This is a genomic window from Nocardia vinacea (genome assembly GCF_035920345.1).
GTDB lineage: Bacteria > Actinomycetota > Actinomycetes > Mycobacteriales > Mycobacteriaceae > Nocardia > Nocardia vinacea_A.
Genome location: NZ_CP109149.1, coordinates 2,842,401 through 2,866,274, shown reverse-complemented (window position 1 = coordinate 2,866,274; position 23,874 = coordinate 2,842,401). Strand labels below are relative to the sequence as shown.

The window sequence follows — 23,874 nt, the reverse complement described above, 5'->3', positions numbered from 1 at the left end:
GCGCCGGAACGCTGCGGATACGGTGGTGGCGGGATTGCGGGGCTACGCCCCGAGGCGGGCGCGTAATTCGTCCTCGGACACCAGGCCGTGGTCCACGAGTACACGCTCGAGCGCGGCGAGCCAGTGGTCGTAGTACTGCCAGTCCCCCGGTTCGGGCGTGGTTTCCCAGAACCCGATCTCGGAGATGAGCCGCTGTTGGAAAGCATCCCAGGGATAGTGCCCGAATTCCGACAGGGCGACGGCGACGCCGAACGCGCGGCGTTCCCATTCGGCGTCGAAGGTGGGCGCGTCCGCGTCGGTGACGCAGGATTCGTGCAGGGGTGTGGTAGTCGTGGATGACTCCATGACGGTCTCCCTAAGTTTGTAGGTGGTCAGGCGGCGGGAGCAGGAACTTCGGCGATGCCGATCATGGATTCGGTCGTGACGAGGGCGGCGAGCTCCTTCTCGCTCAGGCCCTCGGTTCCCGCGGGCCGCTCCGGAATCACAAACCAGCGCGAGTGACCGCTGCTGTCCCACACCCGGAGTTCGACCGACGGATCCAGATCAAGGCCGAGTTCCCGCAGCACCACGCGGGGTTCGCGGGCAGCGCGGGCGCGGAAGGTCGGATCCTTGTACCAGTACGGCGGCAGGCCGAGGACCGGCCATGGGAAGCACGAGCACAGGGTGCAGATGACCAGGTTGTGCACGCCTGGGGTATTGGCCACGGCCTGCAGGTGTTCGCCCTCGGCGCCGTCCATGCCAACGGGGAGGTCGAGTTCGGAGATGGCCGCCGGGGTGTTGTCGACGAGTCGTTGCGCGAATTCGGGATCGGTCCACGCGTGCGCCACGATGGTGGCGCCGTTGAGAGGCGTCATATCGGTCTCGAAGTATCCGAGCACCTTGTCGACGGTGGAGTCGGTCATCACCCGCTTCTCGATGAGAAGGGATTCGAGTGCGCGGACGCGGGCCGCATTGGCGGCTTCACGGTTGTCGGGGTAGCCGAACTGCATTGTCATTGTTGGTCCTCGGTCGCGGGTGTGAGGTAGGCCTGGTAGAGCTCGCCGTAGAGGACGGCTCCTGGTTCGGCGAGTTCGCCCCAGATATCGGTGGGTTCGAAACGCACGATGTAAACCGGCATGGGCTCCCCGATACCGTCTGGGCCGGTGGAGCAGAAGTAGCCGTAATTGCCTTCGAAGACGCGCTGGACCGTGCCGGAGCGCCCGCGCAGGTTGCCCGGAAGTCGGGTGTGATCGGTCGGCGGCACATTCTTGACGGTCACTCGGTCACCGACGGCGAAGTCCGGGGACCGCGCCGGCCCTTGGCGAGGGGAGTCGCCTTCGTGCAGATACCGGATGACCTGGTCGTCGATCCGCTGGTTCCCGCCTTCGGTGGTCGGCAGGGCCGGGTTCTTCAGGTATTCGGCGGTCTTCGCCTCGAGTTCCTCATTGGTGATGTAACCCTGGGAGACGAAGAATCCGCTGATCCCGCCGAGCCACTTCTCGTAGTAGCGGTACTGGAAGTAGGCGAAGGGGTGCATCGCTTCGGCGCCCTTGCGCAGGTCCGCCCAGGTCCAAGTGGAGGAGAAGGTGGTGGGAACCTCGGTGATCGGGTACTTGGGCCCGGCATCGCCCAGATGGTTGCTCAATCCCATCATGGCCACGTGGATGCCGAAGATCCGTTTCTCCCATTCCTCGACGAAGACGCGAGGTTCGTACTGGACCGGGCCGAGGTTTTCCAGTCCGCCCAGGTGGTGTTGGAGTTTCATTACTGCCCTTCCGGTAGTACCTCGGCGACCGGTCCGCTGGCTGGGTGTGCCGTCATGGCGGCTCCCCAGTACTCCGAGGCGATGCCGAAAAGCGCCCCGAGGACCATGGCCAGCGCCGTGACGAGTGCCGGGTTGCTGATGGATGCGGTGGTGATTCCGTAGCCGGTGGCAGCCACCGTGCCTACGGTGGAAGCGAAGCCCCACACTATGGCGGGGAGTTTCGACAACAGCTCGATCTTGGATGCCTGCACCATTGCGGCGCTGCCGACGCCGACCGCGATCGCGGCGACGGCGGTGCCGCCACCCAGTGCGTGGATGGCCAGCAGTGTGAGTGAGGCGATGGCGATGCCGACCAGGTTCGAGGCGATCGACTTCTTCAGGCCAGCGGTACCTGCCCCGAGAATGAAGAAAGAGGCCCAGGCGATGAAGATTACCCAGACCGGAACGGTCAGGACGGTTGCGGTGATCAGCGTAGCGGTCCCCCCGAGCACGCCGATACTGATCGACAGGGCATCTAATTGTCGCATGATGATTTATGAGCTTCCTTTGGAGCCGCACAAAAGAGGCGGACGTAATGTTGTTGGGTATGAATAGACTCCGGTCGAATTATTTCGCGGCAGTTAACTGTGATTGAAAGAATTGTTTCAAAGACTTAGTTAGTGCGAATTCGATATTGAGCACAAAAAGCCGCCGCGAGGCCTGCTGATCAGGCTCGACGGGCGGCTGTTATTCAACTGGTTCTGCGCTGACGGCCGAGTGGCGCCGGGGCTTTCGGTCGATTAGTGTGCAGGTCAGAATTCAATTAGATCCCCGGTAGTCTGATGGTCCGGAGTTCGCAATTCGAGTCGATCTATTCGGTTGCAATTTTCGGCTCTGGCGCAGCTGCGGCCAAGGGCTGTGGCAGACAGGCGAGCCACGATTTCGGACAAGAAGTGAGGAGACCAGGTTGCTGAGTCGGCCCATCGCTGCCGCGAAGACCGAACGGACAGTTGTGTTCGCGCTGTACGACAAGGTGACGTTGCAGGACGTGGCGGCGCCACTGGAGATCTTTGCCCGCGCCAACGACTTCGGAGCCCGCTACCGGGTGCTGCTCGCCTCGCCGACCGGGCAGCCGGTCGGAACGACCGCTTTCACCCGGCTCAGCGCCGACATCTCGGTAGCCGACGCACCCGCTGCCATCGACACGTTGCTGGTGCCGGGCGGGGTGCCGGCCGACTTCGCCTTCACGGCCGCAGCGCACGACATACCCGAGGAACTCACGCCAGACACCGTCCCCGAGGCACTCGCGATGGTTCGCGAACTGGCACCCCGAGCGCTACGGATCGCCTCGGTGTGCACGGGCGCGTTCCTGCTGGCCGCACTGGGGATGCTGGACGGGCGTCGCGCGACCACGCACTGGGCACATTGCGCGCAACTCGCCCGCGACTACCCCCGCGTCGTGGTGGAACCGGACGCGTTGTTCGTGCAGGACGGGCCCTTTATCACTGGTGCTGGCATCAGCGCGGGCACCGATATGGCACTCGCGATCGTGGAGAATGACTACGGCACCGATATCGCCCGGAGGGTTGCCCGGTGGATGGTCGTATTTTTGCAGCGTCCAGGCGGGCAGGCACAGTTCAGCGTCTGGTCGGAGGCGGGTGTCACGACCACTCGTGGTCTGCGCCAGCTTCTCGACGCGGTGGTCCTCGATCCGGCCGCCGACCATTCCACCGCCGCGATGGCCGCCCGCGCGGCTATGAGTGAGCGTCACCTCGCTCGGCTGTTCCACGACGAGGTGGGTACGACGCCGGCGCGTTATGTGGAGCTGACCAGGCTGGAGGCAGCTAAGCGGCTGATGGTGACCACTGACGGCAGCCAGGACTCCGTGGCGCGCCAGGCCGGATTCGGCTCGGCGGAGACGATGCGGCGGGTCTTCCGCCGCCACCTCGGTGTCTCACCGGGCGGCTATCGCGGCCGATTCCGTACCACTGGTATCGATCCGGAAGTTTCGAAGTCCGAGTAGACGTTCGGTGGCACCCCGTGACTCAGGGCGTCAGGGAGTCGCTTCCTCTCGGAACATATAGGGGCGCTTAAGGATATTAGTATCCGCGGGCGATCCACTCCGCTAGGTGGGGTGCTTCGGTGCCGATGGTCGTACCGTCACCGTGGCCGGTGTAGACGCGGGTGTGCTCTGGGAGTGTGAGCAGGCGGTCGCGGATGGAACTGATGATGGTGGGGAAATCCGAGAACGACCGGCCGGTGGCTCCGGGTCCGCCCGCGAACAGGGTGTCGCCGGAGAAGAGTGTGTCGGCTTCGGGGAGGTACAGGCACACCGAGCCCGGTGAATGCCCGGGCGCGTGGATGACGTGCATGTGCGTTCCCACGATGGCGATGCGCTGTTGATCGGTGAGCGCCCAGTAGGACTGGCCCGGATGGGTCAGCTGCCAGAGCGGATCGTCTCCGGGGTGCACCAGGACGGGTGCATAGGCGTCTTCGGCGAGTTGTGGGGCGAAGGTGACGTGGTCATTGTGCCCGTGGGTGCATACGACGGCAGCGACATTGCGGTCGCCGATGGCTGCCATGACGGATTCGACTCCCGCGCCGACGCTTTCGACCGTACCCCCGCACGCGGGGATGATCCGAGCGTTGAGCTTGACCATGAGTCCCCCAAGGAGTGCTCCCCGCGCACGCGGGGATAATCCAATCCGGCTGGCCATTGATTGGGACTGTGACGGAAGGGGTTTCGGAAATACCTGAAGTCGTTGCATGCCGCGCCCTGGGACTGATTGGATAGCAGAGTGATTGCTCGTCTATGCAGAGCTAGACCGAGGCAACGATGGATTGAGGGTGCGAGCGAGCGGTGGCTCCACAGTTATCGATCAGGTGGTCGCCATTTACTCTCTTTTTTCATTCGAATACGACCGAAATCGATCGAATATCAACACATTCCAGGTCCTCGCTCTATTGGAATATTCGTGCAGCGAAACCGGTGAAATCGAACGTAGCCGAATCCGGTCGAATCGTCTTGTCCGCCGTAGACTGCGAATCCATTGGTCGCGGGTTCGGGGATCGACTCTTGTTGTCAAGCGACGCGGAACATCGAGCCGGTCCGCCCAGTCTGCTCTGCGGCGGACTGTACGTGAGCCGAGGACTGTGTCCCGACCATGTCGGTTCGGTCTGTGGCTCGCCTGCGCATGCCGGCGCTACAGCGATCTGCTGCATGCGTCGTATGGACGCGGTGGTGGTGGACGGCACGCTGATCATGTCTATGTCACAGCAGGTGCTGAAATGGTTTGCGTTTCCCGGTCGTCCATGAAGCTGTTGGCCAAGGAATCGCCACTGAGGGTTCGTGTCGCGTTAAGTCGGCTATACGGCAGACTTGGGAGTGCCACCACGCGGAATGTGTGTCTGAGCTGCGTCTTTGTGCTTCGGCGGTAACGTTGCTCATCGGTACCTCTTTCCGTGGTTCTCCTGGCTAGAACAAGGTCGCAACATCAATGTCAGTGTGCAGGTGTTGAATTCGGTTGCGCGGACGTTGTCGTTGGATGCTGCGGAGAAGGCGCACTTGTATCGGTTGGCGGATGTGCCGACGGTGCCGACTGCGCACGCGGGAACTGCTCTGCCAGAAGAACTTCAGGTGATTCTGGATCATCTGGAACCTTTGCCGGGTGTGGTGTTGAGTCCGCGTTATGACGTGCTTGCGCACAATAAGTCGTATGAGGCACTGTGCCCGGGTTTCGTAAAGGGGGAGCGGAATGTGGCGCGGCGGGTGTTCCTGACCCCGGAGTGCTGCAACGCCTATCACCATAATTGGGATGATTTGCGGCGCATGGTGGGTTATCTGCGTGGTTCGTATGTGAAGAATCTCGGTGATCCGGGTTGGGAGGAATTCATCTCTGAGTTGTGTGCGGAGAGTGAGACTTTCGCTTCGTTGTGGGCTCGTAATGATGTGGCGGTTCCGGCGAGTCGGACGAAGCAGATCCGTAATTTGGCGGTGGGGGAGTTGGAGATGTTCTTGACGAGCATGTCGCTGCCGTCGTTGCCCCATGCGTGGATGCAGATCTATACCCCGGTTGATGAGGTGGCGTGGGGGAAGTTGCGTGAGTTGTTGGCGATGAGTGAGGAACAGCGCCAACGTCCGTGGATCGAGCATCGCGAGCAGTATCACGCTGCGGCGGGGTAGTGGGCGGTTCGTTGGGTTCGCTGTCGTGGTTCGGAATCAAAGACACCACACCGATGCAGACCAGCCGCAGCACCGTGACCGGCGTGAGCCTCACGCACCGCGCATGGCTGCCGTGTTGCAGAACCATCAGCTTGCTGCAGCTGCCTGCCGGGCTGATGGGGGACGCGATTCAGCCTCGAGCGGGCGAGTCCCGCACGCTCCGCACCACGATCGCGCCGTAATCGCGGCTTGGCGGGTCCGGATAGTAGTTGGGGACGATGTGGCTTCGGTCGGGCACCAGATAGTTGTGCCCTCGGTACATCTCCAAGAAGGGATCGACCAGGCAGCCGCCGAGTGTGCGTAACACGTAGTCGGGGGCGTCGATCTCGCCGAATCGGCGGCAGTATGCGTCGTAGCCGGGGATCTTTGCTCCGGTGAGGACATAATCCAGTCCGTAGCGCTCGGCCAGCTCGACTGGGGTTTCCATCATCACCGCGTATGCTGTGCCGCCGCGTGCGGTGCGCTTCAATGAGCCGGAAGCCAGGTAGATGGCGTTCGCGGTGTCCAGATCGATGACCGGATAGTAACCGTGACCGGTCACCGTGTCCCAATCGCTGAGTTCGGAAATGCGGTCCGCCTCATACCGCATGGGGAAGCCCATCAAGGTGCCGACGACCTCGCCGTGCTGCTCGAAGATCCAGAACCCCTCGGGATACGCACGAAGGCGAGCTGTCATCTGGTCACGGCTCGCTCGCTGAGATTCCTCCCAGTCTTGCTCGACAGCCATGATCTCGTCCATGTCGTCCAACGTCGCCTGCCGCACCAGGATCGTCATCGTATCCCCCAGGTCACGGGAAGTTGCTCCAGGCCGTGCACGAATACGCCATCCTTCCATCGCAATGTATCGGGATCGACCGCGAACTCCAGTCGGGGGAAGCGCCGCACCACGGCGCTGATCGCGACCGTCGCCTCCAGTCTTGCCAGTGAGGCCCCGAGGCAGAAGTGCGGTCCGAGGCCGAACCCCAAGTGCCGGTTCGGTGTTCGGGTGATGTCGAACCGTTCGGGTTCGGGAAACTGCGCGTCATCATGATGTGCCGACAGCAGCGACGCGACGACCAATTCCTCGGCCGGAATGACCGTGCCCCGGAACTCGACATCGGTCAGCGAAAAGGCTCCGGTGCTGTTCTTCACCGGAGGGCAGTATCGCACCACCTCCTCGATCGCCGGTTCGATGAGCGCTGGTGTGGCACGCAGCCGCATCAGTTCCGCGGGATTCCGTAGCAGCGCCCACGCCGCGTTGCCGATGAGGTTTCCCGTCGTTTCGAAACCCGCGGCGATGAGCAAGAAGATCATGCTCATCAGTTCCACCGGCGACAGCCGGTCACGATGAGTCTGCGCCTCGATCAACGCACTGGTGAGGTCGTCGCGGCGCTGTCGGCGGCGTACCTCGAGGAATTCCTCGAGATACTGCTGGAACTCGATCGCCATGGTGCGCAGCGCGTCGAAATCTCCCTCCGACGGCGGAGCGATCAGGATCCTGGTCCACTCCCGGAACCGCTCCTGGTCTTCGATCGGTATCCCGATCAGCTCGGCTAGGACGGTGATCGGCAGCCGGAAGGCCAGTGCATCGAGCAGGTCCACCGAGTCCTGCTGCTCGGCCTGGTTCAGCAGCCTGTCGGTGGCTGCGGCGACGTATGGACGGAGCTCGATGATCCGGTGCGGAGTGAACGCCTTGGCGACCAGGGCACGCAATCTTGTGTGCTCCGGGGGATCGGCGTAGAGCATGTGCTTGTCCAGCTGGTCGAATTCGGTCACCCGGAAGTACCTGGATCGCGCCGCGTCGGACAGCTTCCGCTTGTCCTTGCTGAAACGATTGTCGCGGAGCAGTTCGACGACGTCGGCGTAGCGGGTCACACGCCACTCGGGTGCTTGCTGGTGCGGGTTGAACAGGCGGATGATCGGCGCCTCGGACCGCATCCGCGCCAGTGTCGGCAGGGGATCGACACGCATCTGTTCACCCCACAGGTCGAACCGGTTCACTCGGGCCGCTCCAGCACTTGTCCGACCCGGCGCCAGGTGGGCCTGTCACTGATCTCTCGCCACCAGCGCGCAAGGTTCGGTCGCGCGTCGATCAGGTCTGCACCGTTGGAGGCGACGAGATACTGCAAGTAGGGCAGCCAGGTCACCTCGGCGAGCGAGAACTCGGGTCCGGCAAGGAATTGCTGCCTGGCCAGCGTGGCGTCCGCGACGTCGAACGCGGTTGCCAGCTCACCGCGCGCCGCAGCGATGGCGTTCCGATCTGGTGGTGGCGGAAGGAATTTCGCGCCCGGGCTGCGGCGGATGATCTCGTACACAGGGCCGGCGCGGACGAGGTCCCACACCGGTCCGCTGACGTAGCTCTGCTCGATGCTGATCCACTGTTCCATCAGCCCGCGCAGCCTGAGGTCGTCCGGTGTCAGTGCCGGGCCCGGCAACCGATGGTCCAGATAGCGGATGATAGCCCGCGATTCGTACAGCAGGAACCCATCGTCCTCCAGTACCGGAATCTCACCGAACGGCTGGAGTTTCCGGTGCTCCGGCGACTTGTCCTGCCCTTGGAGAACACTCACCTCGACCAGCTCGGCGTGCTGATTCTTCTCGGCCAGGACCATCAGTACCTTGTGGGTGCAGGCGCTGGTGGCCGTCCCGTACACCTTCATTATGTTTCGTCCTTTGTGTACTCCGTGAGCACTTTCAACAGATACCGGGTGACCGCCCTCGGGGTCTGATGATCGAAGGCGAGCGTCGACGGCAGAGCGAGTCCGGTTCGCGCCGCGAGTTCGTGTCGCAGCTGCACGGCCATCAGGGAATCCATGCCGAGTGCCATGAACTTGCCGTCCATCGGGACGTCCGAGGGCGAAGGTAGCTGGAGTAAGGCCGCTGTGTCCCGGCGTACTGCTGCCTCGATCGCGGCCTCCCGATCGCCGTTCGGCAACCCGATCAGTTCATCGACCCAGTGCGCCGGCACGACGGCCACCTGTTCGCTGGGCGGTGCCGGTGCGTCGAGCCAATGACGTTTGCGCTGCCATGGATAGCGCGGCAACGTTGCGACCCGGCGCCGATCCGGGTATAGCCGGGCGAAGTCCACTGGATAGCCCGCGGTGTAGAGCTCGGCAATCGAGTTGAGCAGGCTGCGTTGTTCCGGGCGCTCTCTGCGCAACGTCGGGATTGCAGCTGCTGTGCCGAGACAGTTCGCGATATGGCCGGAGAGCACGGAATGCGGCGCTATCTCGAGGAAGATCTGCTGCCTATCGCGGGCTGCGGCGTGCACAGCGTCAGCGAATCGGACCGGCTGCCGGACGTTGTTCGCCCAATAATCGCCGGTCAATTCGCTTCCGGCGATCCGGTCTCCGCCCACCGTGCTGTACATGGGGCACGTTGTGGGGCCGCACTCTACCGCGGCGAGTTCCTTCTCGAGCTCTGTGGCCATCGGGGCCATGGAACGTGAGTGGAATGCGTAGCCGCCCGGCAACCAGCGGCAGTGGACGTCTCGCCGCTGGAGCGGGTTGAGCACGGTGTGCAACTCGTCCACCGAGCCGGACAGTACGACGGACCGGGCGTCGTTGATCGCTGCCACCACGACCGAAGTGTTCGATCCGGCAATAACGTTCGCGATCTCATCCGGCCCCAGCGCGACTGCAACCATCGCCCCCGAACCGTCGGCCGGCGCCATGAGGCGTCCTCTCGATACCACGATCCTGATGGCTTCCGCCAGGCTCAGCGCACCCGCGACATGCGCGGCGGCGATCTCACCAACACTGTGCCCGATGACTGCGTCGGGCCGAATGCCCCACGACGCGAGCAGGGCCGACAGCGCAATCTGGCATGCGAACAGCGCGGGTTGGGCGATCTCCGTGCGGTGTAACCTCGATTCGCCTTCTGGCGCAGCCAGTTCCGCGAGCAACGATAACGATGTGTGCTCCGCGACCAATCGGTCGCATTCTTCGAGTGCGGCGCGGAAAATCGGTTCACTGCCCTGCAGCTCGCGACCCATACCGATCCACTGCGCCCCCTGCCCGGAGAAGACGTAGGTGATCGTGGGTGCCGTGGCTCGGGCCCGGGTGGCACCGTCGCGCACGAATGCGTGCAGGTGCTCGGCCAGTTCGGCACCGGAGGCACCAACTACTGCGGTCCGCCATTCGTGATGATCACGCCGGGCTCCCGCCGTATAGGCGACATCGCACGGATCATCTTCCCGCTCCAGGACATTCGCGTGTGCGATAGCCAACTCGATCAGTGCCGACGGGCTGCGCGCCGACAGCGGGAGCAGGACCGGTCCGCCCCGCGGCGGCAGCTGCTCGACCGTGGGCGCCTCGGCGACGACGACATGCGCGTTGGTGCCGCTCATACCGAACGAACTGACACCCACGATCCGCGGCTTCTCGCCCTCCGGCCACGCGATGGTCTTCGTCGGGATGACGAAAGGTGTTCCGGTCAGGGAAATCCTCGGATTGAGCGTGCTGAAGTGCAGGTTGCGGGGGATTTCCGCGTACTGCAAGGCCAGTACCGCCTTGATCAGTCCGGCGATGCCCGCGGCGGCCTCGAGATGTCCGATGTTGGTCTTGACCGCACCCAGTACGCAACCGCCACTGTTAGCGTCCCCCTCGCCGAAAACCTCGGCCAGTGCCTCGATCTCGACCGGGTCTCCGAGTGCGGTGCCGGTTCCATGGGTCTCCACATACCCGATATCGACGGGGCGCACCTGGGCATCGGCGAACGCCTGGCGCAGCAGGTCCCGCTGCGCCAGTGGATTGGGTGCGGTCAGCCCGGCCGAGCGACCGTCGGAGTTCATTGCCGAACCCTGCAGGACTGCCAGTACTCGATCGCCGTCGGCCAGTGCATCGGAGAGCCTCTTCAGCACAACGATTCCGCAGCCCTCGCCGCGGACGAACCCGTTCGCACGGGCGTCGAAGCTACGGCACCGGCCATCCGGCGACAGCGCTTGTAGATCGCTGATCATCTCGGTCACCGCTTCGTCCAGAACGAGATTCACCCCACCGGCCAGGGCGAGGGAGCTTTCCCCGGTCCGCAGGCTCCGGATCGCAAGATGTACCGCGACCAGCGATGATGAGCACGCGGTGTCAACCGCGAGACTCGGCCCACACAGCCCGAGCAGGTACGACAACCGACCCGCGCCGAAACTGTGGGCCGTTCCGGTGCCGGTATAGCCGCTCATTGCGCCGGAACGCGCGCTGAGCAGCAGGTAGTCGTTGCTGCTCATCCCTACGAAGACGCCGGTTCGGCTGCCGGCCAGCCGCTCGGTCGCCACTCCGGCGTCTTCCAGCGCCTCCCAGGCGACCTCGAGCAGCAGCCGATGCTGTGGATCCAGCGCGTCGGCTTCCTGCGGGGCTATCCCGAAGAACGCCCCGTCGAATCCGTCCACCGAGGGCAGGAAAGCACCGGTTGCTCCAGCGTCACCGGTGGCACGGTCGGGTCGTTGGGACACTGTGTCGACACCGTCGGAGAGCAGTGTCCAGAATGCTTCGGGGTCGTCGGCGCCACCCGGGAAACGGCAGCCCATGCCGATTACCGCAATAGCTTCGGTGTGCTGTCGCCGCAGCCGCACGACCTCGGCTTCCATCGTGCGCAGCGCGGAAGCGGCTTTCACGAGCTGTGTGCGATAACGTTGCTCGTCGGCGATGTTCACGTCAACTCCCCCTCTTCGAGCCGGTTTATCGAATCGTCGATCTGCGCCAGCAGATCGTCCATGTCCAGATCTCCGAGTTCATCTAGTTGGCCGGTGGTCGCCTGCGGCTCGGCCATGCCGAGCGCGTCGAGTAGCTGTCCGGTCAGCGCGAGCACTGTCGGCGCGCTGTACAGCAGCGTCGCCGACAGTCGTACGCCTAGTGCGGATTCGAGCCGATTCCGTAGTTCGAGCGCCATCAGCGAGTCGACGCCCATGGTGGTCAGCGGCGCTTTCCGGTCGATCAGAGCTGGGTCGAGGTGCAGGACCTGGCTGAGTTGTCCGGTCACGACGGTGTCGATCAAACTCGGGCGTTCGGCAGCGGCGGCCACGCGCAGCCGGTCCACGAACTCGGTCGGCCGTCCACTGGTGTTCCCGCGGTTGTCGTCGTCGAGTTCGGCGTACAGCGACGCACCGGCCAGAGACGGGTAGAACGCGAGCCATTGCCGCAGATCGAGATTCGCCGCCACGACCTGGCTGGCGCTGCCGCCCAGCAGGCGACCCAGGATGTCCACACCTTGCGCAGGGGTGATGGTGCCGACCCCCCGGTGCGCGAGTCGCTGCCCTTCCGACTCGCGCCTCGCCATGATTCCGTCCTGCGAGTACAGCCCCCAGTCCACGCACAATGCCGTTCTGCCACTGCATTCCCGATGCCGCGCGAGCCCGCCCAGAAATGCGTTGGCGGCCGCGTAGCTCGCCTGTCCCGGTGAGCCGAGCACAGCCGACGCTGAGGAGTACATGACGAAGAAGTCCAGTTCCCGGTCCCCGGTCAGTTCGTGCAGGTTCCACGCGCCGCGGACCTTGGGTGCCAGGACCCGATCGAATCGTTCGGCATCCAGTCCCAGAATGGTCCGATCGTCGAGCACCATGGCCGTGTGCAGCACTCCGCGCAGTGGTGGCATCCGGTCGTCGATATCGGCGAGCACCCTGGCGACGTCCGCGCGCCGGGTGACGTCCGCGCGCGCCACCACCACCTCGACACCATCGCGCCTGAGCTCGGCGATCCTCGCCTGTGCGTCCGGACCCGGTTCGTGCCGTCCGGCCAGCACGAGGTGCTGCGCCCCCCGGGTTGCCAGCCAGCGTGCCAGGCCGATACCGAGCCCACCGAGCCCACCGCTGATCAGGTATGTCCCGCCGGTCAGCGCCGGCTCGGCATTCCCGCAGTCGAACCGGGTCCGTACCAGCCTGGCGAGCTTCCGCCCTTCCTCGCGCAGCGCGATTTCGTCTTCGCGATCTGATGCGACGAGTTCGGGAAGGAGTTCCGCGGCGCAACGAGTGAGCGTCCACTCCGAGTCGAGGTCCACCCGGGTGCATTCCAGTTCGGGATGCTCGACGCTCAATGTCCTTGCCAGTCCCCACAGCGGAGCTTGGGACACCGCAACCGGTTCGCGGCCTACCTGCTGCGCTCCTCGGGTGACCAGCCACAAGCGGGGATGGTCCCGCAGGCCCAGGCGAGCGAGCGCGCGGACCAGGCGCACCGTGCTGAGCCCGGTGGTGTGCTGATCCTCGGTCAGGGTATCGGCGGTGACGTATTCGGTGTCGGTGGTATTCAGGCTCCACAGGTGCACCACACCGGCACAGCCCGGTTCGCCCTGGGCGACGTTGTCCAGCAGTGCGTTCCAGGCTTCATCGTCGGCAACGTCGATGTCGTCCTTGCCGACCAGGACGCAGGTTCGGCCGCGTTGTTCGAGCAGTGCGGCCAGGGCGCTGCCGACGCCGGAGGAATCGGCGAGCACCAGCCAGGTACCGGCAGCCCCGTCGCGCCGATCCGGCGCTACGAGACGTTTCCCCGCGGCCCAATCCACTCGGTAGAGCCAGTCTCGGTACGGATCCGGTTCGGCGAGCTCGGCCACCGTGAGCCCCTCGACCTCGATCAGCACGGTGCCGTCCTCGTCGAGCACCAGCAGATCACCACAGTGTTCGGTGGACCTTGCGCGCGCGTGTACCCACACCCGTCGACCGATCGGCCCGTGCACTCGAAGCCGATCGATCCGCGCCGGAACGATTCCTCCGGTCGGCAGCCGGTCGAGCAGAACACCGCCGAGGACCTGGAAGCAGGCGTCCAGCAGGGCCGGGTGGCAGACGTACCCCGTGGACGACTCCGCAAGCTCGATCGCCGCGATGCTCTCACCCGCACCGGTCCAGATTCGTTGCACGCCACGAAAGGCCGGGCCGTAGTCGATGGTTCGCCCGGCATATCGCGCGTAGTGCTCGTCCGCAGTGACCTCGGTGCGACAGCGGTCCCGCACCGACGTCAGCGGCTCGGCCGGAGGTGGTCCGTCGTCGGCACGGCCGATCGTCCCATGTGCACAGCGCACCCACGGCTCGGAATTGTCTGCGCGGGCATATACCCGGAAGCCGTCGGCGTCCTCGATGAGTTGGAAGTGGCCGGAGCCGTCGCTGCCGAGAATTGTCATACGTTCGAATACGAGATCATTCAGAACCGATGATCGCCCGGAGGCGTACAGCGCCATCTCCACATAGCCCGACGCCGGGAACACGACCACACCGTCGACGGTGTGGTCGGCCAGATAGGGCAGATGCAGTTCCCGCTCCCAGATCCGAGTCCCCGGCGAGGTCGCGAGGCTGACCGGCTCGCCGAGAAACGGGTGTCCGCGTTGCTCTGGGTGGACCGGCGTCCGGTCCACCCAGTAACGTTCGCGCCGCCACGGATAAGCGGGTAGCGGTACGCAGCGCCCGCCGCCGGGGTGCAGCGCGGGCCAGTCGACCCGGCTGCCCCGGACATACAGCGCGGCAAGCGATCCGAGGAATATCTCGCGTTCGTCGTGTCCGCGACGACCTGACGCGACGACCGTGCCGCCGTCCTCTTCTATCGAAGTCAGTAGGATCGGGTGCGGACTCAACTCGACGAATACCGTCGGGCCCGCCGCAATCTGTTCGCGGACCGCCTCGGAGAACAGCACGGGTTCTCGTAGATTGCGGACCCAGTAGGCGGCATCCAGTTCGGCGCCGCCGCAGAAACTTCCGAGCACGGTGGACCACATCGGCACCGCGGCGGCCTTCGGTTCCAGTACACCCAGTTCACGGCCGAGCTCATCGGTGATTGCGTCGACTTGCGGGCTGTGCGCGGCGACCTCGACCTTGATTCGGCGGCAGAACACCCCGGCATCGGTCAGCTGGGCCACGATCTCGTCCAGCGCGTCCGGAGCACCAGACAGCACAGTCGAACGCGCACTGTTGCTCGCCGCGATCGACACCCGGTCCGCCCACTCCGAAAGCGCCGCGTTCGCCTCCTCGAACGGCAGCTCTACCTGCGCCATCGCGCCGCGTCCGGTCAGTGTGCGCAGTAACCGGCTGCGGCGGACGATGATTCGCGCCGCGTCCGTCAGGGAGAGCGCGCCGGCCACGTGCGCGGCGGCCACCTCGCCCAAGCTGTGGCCGATGACCGCGTCGGGCTCGATGCCCTTCGATCGCCACAACGCTGCCAAGCCGACCTCCATCGCGAACAGCACAGGCTGGACGATGTCGATCCGGTTCAGCCGGGACTCGGACGGATCGGCGGTCAGTTCAGCAATGACCGACCATTGCGCTTCGTCGCGGATCGCGTCGTCGCACGCCTCGACAGCCGAGCGGAACACCGGCTCACTGTCGAACAGCGCGCGGCCCATACCGAGCCACTGCGAGCCCTGTCCGGGAAATACGAACACGGTCCGGTGCCGTTGGGCAGGTTGGGTACCAGACACCAGCTGCAGTTGTCCGTCTGCGGACACCACCAGTGCGGCACGGTGTTCGTGATGGTGTCTACGGACGGCCGCGGTGTAGGCGATATCGGCGATCTCGGCCTGCCTGTCGGCCAGCGTCGTCCGGAACGCTGCGACAAGTTCGATCAGCCCCTGTGCGTCGCGCGCGGAAATCGGTACCAGGGCGGACCCTGAGGTGGGCGCAGCTACGGGAGGTTCGACTCGCTCCGGCGGATCAGCGACGATGACGTGTGCGTTCGTCCCGCTGATACCGAACGAGCTGACTCCCGCCATCCGCGTCACACCGTCGCGTCTCGGCCACGGGACCGGTTCTCTCGGCAGCACCAGAGCGGTTCCGTCGAGGTCGATCCGGGGATTCAGCGTGTGCAAATGCACGTTCGCCGGAATACGCTCCCAGCGCAACGCGAGCACGGCCTTGATCAACCCGATCACCCCGGCAGCCGCCTCGAGATGACCGATGTTGGTCTTCACCGCACCGAGCACGCAGTGTGAGCCGTCCTCCCTCGGCTTTCCGATCACATCGATGAGCGCATCCACTTCGATCGGATCACCCAGGGGCGTTCCGGTGCCGTGTGTTTCGACATAGCCGATATCCGCCGCGTCGGCGCGCGCGTTGCGCAATGCCTGACGTAGCAACGCTTTCTGCGCGGACACGTTCGGCGCGGTCAGCCCGGATGAACGGCCGTCGGAGTTCACCGCGGACCCACGGATCACGGCGAGCACCGGATCGCCATCTGCCACCGCGACGGACAGACGTTTGAGGACCAGCATCCCGCATCCCTCACCGCGGACGTAGCCATCGGCCAACGCGTCGAAGGTCTTGCACCGCCCGTCGTCGGACAGTGCGCGAGAGCTGGCCATCATGTCGGTCATGTCTCTGGCCAGCATCACGTTGACACCACCGGCCAGCGCCATCGTGCTCTCGCCGGATCGCAGGCTCTGCACCGCGAGATGCACCGCGACCAGCGACGACGAACACGCCGTGTCCACCACCATGCTCGGCCCCTGCAACCCGAGCACATACGACAGCCGTCCGGCGGGGAACGAGTGCCCGTTGCCGGTCACGGTGTAGATATCGCGCTTGCCGACGCTGAGCCGGTCGTAATCGGTGACGACGACGCCGGCGAACACACCGGTTCGCGAGCCGTTCAACTGCTCCGGCAGGGCCCGTCCCGCCTGTTCCAGCGCCTCCCAGGTCACTTCCAGCAGCAGGCGTTGCTGGGGGTCCATCGCCTCGGCTTCACGAGGCGATATACCGAAGAAGGCTGGGTCGAATCGGTCCACACCGGACAGGAAGCCGCCCCAGCGGCTCGCGGTGGCGCCGTCGTCGGCTGCCCACCGGTCCGGTGGCACGTCGCTGATGGCGTCGACGCCACCGTCGATCAGCCGCCAGAACTCGTCCGGGCTAGTGCCGCCGCCGGGCACCCGGCAACTCATGCCGATGACGGCGATCGGCTCGGTCTTCGCCAGCAGTTCGCGGTCCAACCGTGCCTGCAGCGTTCGGATGGCCGTCAGAGCCTGCTTCACCGACGGCTGCTCAGTCATTGCCCAGTTCCTGTTCGACGAGCCGGATGCTGTCCAGCAGCATGGCCTCGGCTTCGGCGTCCGAGAGTAGATCGAGGTCCGCCATCCGGGATGGCTCGTCCTCCGATTCCGAATCCGGTTGCCGCGCCGAGGGTTGCGTCACCGCAAGTTCATCCGCGATGAACTCCGCGAGCGCGGCGACGGTGGAGTAGGTGAACAGCAGCGCGACCGACAACCGGATGCCGAGCGTGGACTCCAGCCGGTTGCGTAGCTCCACCGCCATGATCGACCCCATGCCCATGCCCTGGAACGTCGCCCTCCGGCTCAGGTTCACTGGATCTCGTTGCAGCGTCAGGGAAAGCTGGTGCGTCAGGTGCTCCTCGAGCAGCGCGCCTCGTTCGGAGACACTGGCCGCGGCCAGCCTGGCGGCGAATGCGGTAGGTCTGTCCGGGGCCCTGCTTTCGACCGCATCGAAAAAGGGCGCGCCGGCCGCTCCGGGGTACGACTCGAACCAGTGTTGGAGGTTCGGATCCATGACTGCGAGCCGACCGAGATTCGAGCCGATACCACGATCCAACGCCCGCGTGAGACTCCTCGCGGGCGCTTCGGCGATGCCTTGTGCCGCTGTGTCTGCCCGCGCGACATGCAAGCTCAGTGCGGGCAGGCCCAGGGCACGGCGGTGGTGGGCGATGGCATCCAGCCGAGCACTGTCCGGTGCGTCACCCGGGCGACCGAACAATGCGGCGACCGAGGAGCAGAGTATGAAGAAATCGAGCCTGCGATCGAGTGTGTGCTGGTGCCACCGCCATGCGCTGTCACCATTCCCTGTGTGGATCAGCCCGCGCAATGGGCCTGCGGCGGTTTCGATCTCGTCGATCAGGGAGCTCATCTCATGATCGCCGATGTCGTATGTGTCGACGGTCAGCACCCCGGCCCCCGGGACGTCGATCGGCCCGATGGCAGCGGCCCGGCCCAAGATCACGATGTTGCGCGCGCCGCAGTCGGTCATCCACTGGGCATACGGCTCGGCTGATGCCGTGGCCCCGCAGACAATCAGATATGTGCCGTCTGACTGCAACTGCGCCGCCCGCTCAGCGGCCTCGGGCACCCGAACCAGCCTGGCGACGAACCGGCCGTGGGGACGCAGGGCGACATCGGTATCCCGGTCGTCGCTGAGCAATTCTGTTGCCAGTGTGGCCACTTCATCGGGCGTCGGCCGCGCCGTGAGGTCCACTCGCGTGACGGACAGCGTAGGACAGTCGAGCCCTATCGTCCTGCCGAGTCCCCACAGAGACGCTTGGTCGACGCTGACCGGAGTGGTATCCGCGCCGACTGCCTGTGCGGCACGGGTCAGCAGCCACAGTCGTGGCCGGTCCCGCCATCCCATTCCGGTCAGCGCCTCGGCCAGCGCGCTCGCACTGGAGGCGCCGAGACTGCCGATGTGCACCACCCCGGCAGGTGGTTGTCCGGGAAGAACGGTGCGCAGCGACTCGGTCGTGGCAGAGCTGAGTGCCCGGTCGGTCTTAAGATCGCAGGGAATGTTTCGCGCACGTAACGCGTCCGCGAGTTCGGTGCCGAGGGCGTCCTCACCCGCGAACACGATCCACGGCCCGATCCGCTGTCGCAATGATTCTCGGTGCGGGACTTCGCGCCATTCCACGGTGTAGAGGCAATCGGCAGCCGGATCCGGATCGGAGGGCGAGAGCGAGCTCAGACGCACGCCCTCGACTTCCACCAGCACCCGGCCGTCGTCGTCGAGCAGGTAGAGGTCACCACCCGGACCGGCCGATCGGCCGTGCGCCCAGACCGGGCCGGTCGGCGCCCGATACACCCGCAACCGGCCGATCTCGGTCACCACATAACTGCCTGACGAACCGTTGCACAGGGCGATCAGCGCCTGCAGACCAGCATCGAGCACCGGGGGATGGACGCGGTAATCGGCACGGCGAGACGGTGTCGGCGGGATGACCCTCGCCAGCACCTCGTCCTGGCCGAACCATAACTCGGAGACCCCACTCAGGTGCTCGCCGATATCCAGTCCCGCTCTGGCCAGTGCCCGATAGTGCTCGGCGCCGTCCCGGCGCGTCGTGCAGCGCTTCCGGATCGAAGCCGGCTGTTCGTGCACGTGCGGCGTACCAGTGTCTGGGCCGACGGTGGCCAGCGCATGCCGCACCCAGTCCGGACCACGGCGGCTGAACATCTGGAAGAGTTCGTCCCGGGTGCTGATCACCGTCTGGGTCGTGGGCGACACCGCGGCGGTCAGCTCCAGCAAGCGTTCGAACGTCAGCCGAGTAACGGCGATATCCGTGGTCTCATAGGCCTCCGCGGCCGCAGCCAACGCCATTTCGGCGAAGGTGGCCGCGGAAAGCACAACGCTCCCGCCCACCGTGAGGTCGGCCAGATACGGCAGGTGTGCCGGGTCCAGAGCGCGGTGCCAGTACCGGGTTCCGTGCTCGACCGCCGAGACCAGACCGGGACCGAGCAGGGGGTGACCTTCGGCAGTGCGGGACAGGACAGCGCGCCGGTCCGCCGCGAGCCAGTACCGCTTTCGCTGCCACGGATACGCCGGCAGCGACACGACTCGACCAGTACCCAGGAGCCGATCGAAGTCCGGCGCGCAACCGGCCGCATACAGCGCGCCGGCGGCGCGCCGCAGCGACGACAGGTCGTCCTCGTCCCTGCGCAATGAACCGAAGACGTAACCATCGATGCTGCGGGCGGCAAAACATCGTTGGATATTTTCCATCAGGACCGGATGCGGGCCGATCTCCAGGAAAACTCGGTACCCGTCGGAGATCGCCGCGTCCATCGCATCCGCAAACCGTACGGTTTGCCGGACGTTTCGCCTCCAGTAGTCCGAGTCGAATCGCTGATCGTCAGCGAGCTTCCCGGAAACTGTGCTGTAGACGGGCAACCGGTTCGGCTCGGGCGCAAGTGTGCCGAGTGCCTGGGACAAGTCATCCGCGGCCGGATCCATCTGCGCGCTGTGGAAGGCGTAACCGACCCGGAGTTCACGGAAAGCGACGCCGTCGCGACGCAGCCGTCCGAGCAAGTCCGCCAGTGCGGAGTCACTGCCCGAGACGACCGTCGAATACGGATCGTTGACCGCTGCGATCGCCACTTCCCCCCGGTATTCCCGCAGCCTGCCGAGCAACCGCTCGGCAGGCAGTTCGACCGAAGCCATGCCGCCCTCCCCGGGCACCACCGCGGCGTGCATCGACCGGCTGCGGTGATATACCACGTCGACCGATTCGGCGAGAGACAGTGCCCCGGCCACATACGCTGCGGTGACCTCGCCGACACTGTGGCCGATAACAGCGTCCGGCACGAGTCCCCATGCCTGCCACAGCCGAATGACCCCCACCTGGATTGCGAACAGCGCGGGTTGCGCGACCGCGGTGAGGTGCAGGCGGCTGTGTTCCGGCGATGCGGTGAGCTCGTCGGTCAGCGACCAACGGGTCAGTGGCCGCAGCAATTCGTCGCATTCCTCGACGGCGGCGCGGAAGACCGGTTCGGTCAACAGGTTTCGGCCCATTCCGATCCATTGCGAACCCTGACCGGAGCACACGAACACCGTCCGGCGCCGCTCGCCATGCTCCACGGTGCCCATCCACGTGTTGCTCGGCATGCTGCCCCCGACTGTGGCGCGCAAGGAGTCGGCCAGCTCATTCGGCGACGAACCCGTCACAGCGAGGCGGTGTTCGTGATGGTCCCGCCTGGCGGCCGCCGTATAACACAGGTCACCCAGGGCGGTTCCATCGTCGCTGATGAGCTTGCGCGCCATGTCGTTCGCCGATGCGAACAGGGAATCACGCGATCGAGCGGAAAGCACCAGCAACTCCGTCCGGCCGTGGTCCGGCACGGGGGGCCGGGCGGCGCCTCGGACGTAGAGCGCACCGAGCGAATCGATCAGCGTCGAGCAGTCGCGGTCGCCTCGTCGCAATGTCGGCAGCGCCCGGCCACCGTTCTGCTCGACCACCGGGGCGAGAATCGGATGCGGGTCGACGTCGATGAAGATGTGACTGTCGTCGGCAAGCAAGCATTCCATCGTGTTTCGGAATCGCCACGGCTCGCGTTCGGTGCGCACCCAGTGCTCGGCGACCAACTGCGTGCCCTCCATCCGCTCACCGGTGACCGAGGAATAGAACGGTATTCGGGTCTCGCCAGGCCGCACATTCGCGAGCGCGTCCCGCAAACCGGGCAGTATCGGATCCACATAGGGACTGTGCGAGGCGTAGTCGACCCTGATCAGAGCCGACCCGATCGATCGCCCAGCGAGTTCGTGCCGCACTGCCTCGATGGTCTCTCGGTTACCCGAGACCACAGTGGATTCCGGTCCGGCCTCGCCTGCGACCCACACCCGGCCCCTGTGTCGGGACATCAGTTCGTTCGTGTCCGCAACGGACAGATCTAGTAGGGCCATAGCGCCGTGACCGGAGAGGTTGCCCGCCAACGTGGCGCGCCGACACATGATCAACACAGCGTCGTCGAGGCTGAGCGCACCGGCGACGTGCGCGGCGGCCACCTCACCCATGCTCATCCCGGCGACGGCATCGGGCTCGACTCCCTTTGATCGCCACAGCTCGGTCAGCGCGACCTGCATCGCGAAAATTGCAGGTTGGGCGAGCTCGGTGCGCTCGATCCAGCTCTGGTCGGCCGAGGTCAGCAACTGGGTGAGGGACCAGTCGACGTGCCGGCGCAGCGCGGTCTCACACCGGTTGATCGCTGACCGGAATGTGGGCTCACGTAGCAGCCACGCGCCCATTCCGGTCCACTGTGATCCCTGCCCGCCGAACAGGAATGTGATTCTCGGCGGGTCTTTTTCGACTGTTCCCGTGCTGATTCCGGCTCCGGTGTAGCCGCTGTTGAACTTCTCGCTGGCAGCCGCGAGATCATCGGGGTCGCGCACCGACAGCGCAAGCCGGTGCGAGCCTTCCGCCTTCGCCGAGGGGGAAGCACACAACCGGGCCAGCGATGCCCGGTCCCGAACAGTCGCCAGGTCACGCACGACGACACGAAGGCCGTCCTCGCTGTCCGCGGCGAGCGGCAGCAGGTGGATCGGAGCGTTTTCGCCGCTTTCGAGGATCACGTGACAGTTCGTCCCGCCGAACCCGAATGCACTCACCCCAGCGAGGCGGCGGCCTCCGGCGTCGCCTCGCCACTTCTCCGGCCGCGAAAGTATCCGCAAGCCCCATTCCTCGAAGGGGATGTGCGGACTGGCTTGCGCGAACTGGCCGGAGGGCGGCAGCGTGCGATGCCGCATCGCCAGCAGCACCTTGATCAGCCCGGCGATCCCGGCCGCCGGTTCGAGATGCCCGATCGCGCTCTTGACCGAACCGATCGGCAGCAGCCGGTCAGGCGCCCGCTCCGCGCCGAGCACAGTGGCCAGCGCGCTCGCCTCGATCGGATCACCGAGCGCCGTTCCCGTCCCGTGCGCTTCAACGTACCCGACCTCGGACGGCGCAACGCCCGCTCGCCGATACGCGCTGCGCAGCAAGGACTCCTGGGCCAGCAAGCTCGGCGCGGTCAGGCCATTGGTGAACCCATCGTGATTTACTGCGCTGCCCTTGATGACACCGTGAATCGGATTGCCGTGGGCCAACGCCCGGTCCAATGGCTTCAGCACGATCATCCCGGCGCCCTCGCCACGGCCGTACCCATCGGCGCGCGCATCGAACGCCTTGGAACGCCCGTCCGGTGCCAGCGCCCCGAGCCGTGCGAGCGCATGCACCGTATCCTGCGCCAGCATCAGACTCACACCACCGGCCAGCGCGATGTCACACTCGCCCGCCCGCAGGCTCTGCGCCGCGAGGTGCACGGCGACCAGTGACGATGAGCACGCGGTGTTCACCAGCAGGCTCGGTCCGCGTGCACCCAGCGTGTACGACAATCGGGCGGGAATGATGCTCGGATCGCCTCCGGCCAACGTGTGTTCGGTGACCAGATCCGGGTCGGCGCGAATTCCCGCCCCGTACTCGCTCCACATCGCGCCGACGAACACACCGGTCCGGCTGCCGCCGAGACCGCCTACCGGAATACCCGCGTCATCAAGGGCTTCCTGCATCAATTCGAGCATCAACCTTTGCTGCGGATCGATGTGTGGAGCCTCGCGCGGAGAGATGCCGAAGAACTCGGGATCGAACTTGTCTATCCCATCGATGAACCCGCCGCGTGGGGGACCGTCCCCGGCCCACCGCCCGTCCGGGGGTTCGGTGAGCGCGTCCGAACCGGTGCTGAGCAGTCGCCAGTACGCCGCCGCGTCCGGAGCTCCGGGGAAGCGGCAGGCGAGACCGACGATAGCGATCGGCTGTGGCTCCGAACCCGGTGCCTCATACTGTTGCAGTGGCTCCGACCTGGTCCCGATCAGCCAGTGTGCCAATGCAATCGGTGTCGGATGCGCCCACATTTGGGTCGGCGACACCGGTTGGCCGGTTGCCGCACTCAGCTCACCGGCAAGCATGGTCAAAGTCCGCGAATCGAGCCCGTAGCGGGTGAACGGCTCGCGTCCGTCGATCGCGGCGGGGTTCACCTGGCTCAGCTCGCCCATTCTGGAAATGAGCCAGTCCCGCACGTCCTCCATAGACCGGGACCGCATAGGCCGCCCACCTCCAACACGCAAAATCCTCATCATTGCGTGGCCGTGTCCTGCGCCGTCGGCACGCGCACGGATCATACCCTGGGTATATACCGAACAGTCTTCTTTGGGTGTTGCTCCCCCGGACCGCCCAGGTGTCGAAGCGTCCGCAACGTTCAGCGTGGATTCATATGACAACCCTCGAAACCGTGACAGGTGACGTATTGCCTCTGCCCGCGCGGTTCCCGGTAGTGAGAAACCAGTGAAGACAACATCGGCGTTCTGGGGCAACACTTCTCGACCTGCCAGTGGATCCGAGCGATTACGGCTCGGCAACGGCATCCATAACTCGGCCACTGATGGAATCCGGCGTCCGCGCTACCGCTGCGGCCGACCCGATGATGCGAAATATCTTGCGGTGCAACACATCTGTTATCTGCTGTCACC

At 65.3% G+C, this 23,874-nt stretch carries 13 protein-coding genes; 2 read left to right on the top strand and 11 right to left on the bottom strand.

Annotated features, from left to right (window positions below):
- Window positions 1-42: 42 nt before the first annotated feature.
- Genes OIE68_RS13235 through OIE68_RS13220 form a run of 4 tightly spaced genes read right to left on the bottom strand, consistent with a single transcriptional unit; the run spans window position 43 to window position 2,271 of the window.
- Window positions 43-345: a nitrile hydratase accessory protein gene (locus OIE68_RS13235; RefSeq protein ID WP_327099673.1), complete on the bottom strand. Its 303-nt coding sequence runs from the start codon at window positions 343-345 to the stop codon at window positions 43-45.
- A gap of 26 nt (window positions 346-371) precedes the next feature.
- Complete coding sequence (nthA, locus tag OIE68_RS13230; RefSeq protein WP_327099672.1) at window positions 372-995, bottom strand: nitrile hydratase subunit alpha; 624 nt, start codon at window positions 993-995, stop codon at window positions 372-374.
- Window positions 992-1,744, bottom strand: a complete 753-nt coding sequence (gene nthB / locus OIE68_RS13225) for a nitrile hydratase subunit beta (RefSeq protein ID WP_327099671.1) — start codon at window positions 1,742-1,744, stop codon at window positions 992-994. Before nthB ends, nthA begins: the two co-directional genes overlap by 4 nt.
- Window positions 1,744-2,271: a DUF1097 domain-containing protein gene (locus OIE68_RS13220; RefSeq protein ID WP_327099670.1), complete on the bottom strand. Its 528-nt coding sequence runs from the start codon at window positions 2,269-2,271 to the stop codon at window positions 1,744-1,746. The genes nthB and OIE68_RS13220 overlap by 1 nt, the downstream gene beginning before the upstream one ends.
- Window positions 2,272-2,690: 419 nt before the next feature.
- Between OIE68_RS13220 and OIE68_RS13215 the strand changes: the two genes are divergently transcribed.
- Entirely contained in the window at window positions 2,691-3,746 is a 1,056-nt protein-coding gene (locus OIE68_RS13215) for a GlxA family transcriptional regulator (protein ID WP_327099669.1), read from the top strand.
- 76 nt (window positions 3,747-3,822) lie between these two features.
- Here the strand turns inward: OIE68_RS13215 and OIE68_RS13210 are convergent, their stop codons facing one another.
- Window positions 3,823-4,383, bottom strand: a complete 561-nt coding sequence (locus OIE68_RS13210; RefSeq protein ID WP_327099668.1) for an MBL fold metallo-hydrolase — start codon at window positions 4,381-4,383, stop codon at window positions 3,823-3,825.
- 761 nt (window positions 4,384-5,144) lie between these two features.
- Between OIE68_RS13210 and OIE68_RS13205 the strand changes: the two genes are divergently transcribed.
- Window positions 5,145-5,906 (top strand): helix-turn-helix transcriptional regulator, encoded by a 762-nt coding sequence (locus tag OIE68_RS13205; RefSeq protein ID WP_327099667.1) that lies wholly within the window; start codon window positions 5,145-5,147, stop codon window positions 5,904-5,906.
- A 169-nt stretch (window positions 5,907-6,075) separates the two neighbouring features.
- Here the strand turns inward: OIE68_RS13205 and OIE68_RS13200 are convergent, their stop codons facing one another.
- Genes OIE68_RS13200 through OIE68_RS13175 form a run of 6 tightly spaced genes read right to left on the bottom strand, consistent with a single transcriptional unit; the run spans window position 6,076 to window position 23,448 of the window.
- Window positions 6,076-6,720 (bottom strand): hypothetical protein, encoded by a 645-nt coding sequence (locus OIE68_RS13200; RefSeq protein WP_327099666.1) that lies wholly within the window; start codon window positions 6,718-6,720, stop codon window positions 6,076-6,078.
- Window positions 6,717-7,895 (bottom strand): cytochrome P450, encoded by a 1,179-nt coding sequence (locus OIE68_RS13195; RefSeq protein WP_327099665.1) that lies wholly within the window; start codon window positions 7,893-7,895, stop codon window positions 6,717-6,719. The genes OIE68_RS13200 and OIE68_RS13195 overlap by 4 nt, the downstream gene beginning before the upstream one ends.
- Window positions 7,896-7,921: 26 nt before the next feature.
- On the bottom strand, window positions 7,922-8,584 hold the full coding sequence (locus tag OIE68_RS13190) for a glutathione S-transferase family protein (protein WP_327099664.1): 663 nt from the start codon (window positions 8,582-8,584) through the stop codon (window positions 7,922-7,924).
- Window positions 8,584-11,571: a type I polyketide synthase gene (locus OIE68_RS13185; RefSeq protein ID WP_327099663.1), complete on the bottom strand. Its 2,988-nt coding sequence runs from the start codon at window positions 11,569-11,571 to the stop codon at window positions 8,584-8,586. The genes OIE68_RS13190 and OIE68_RS13185 overlap by 1 nt, the downstream gene beginning before the upstream one ends.
- Entirely contained in the window at window positions 11,568-16,874 is a 5,307-nt protein-coding gene (locus OIE68_RS13180; protein WP_327099662.1) for a type I polyketide synthase, read from the bottom strand. The genes OIE68_RS13185 and OIE68_RS13180 overlap by 4 nt, the downstream gene beginning before the upstream one ends.
- A complete protein-coding gene (locus OIE68_RS13175) occupies window positions 16,867-23,448 on the bottom strand; it encodes a polyketide synthase (RefSeq protein WP_327099661.1) in 6,582 nt (2,193 codons plus the stop codon). The genes OIE68_RS13180 and OIE68_RS13175 overlap by 8 nt, the downstream gene beginning before the upstream one ends.
- Between the last annotated feature and the right edge of the window lie 426 nt (window positions 23,449-23,874).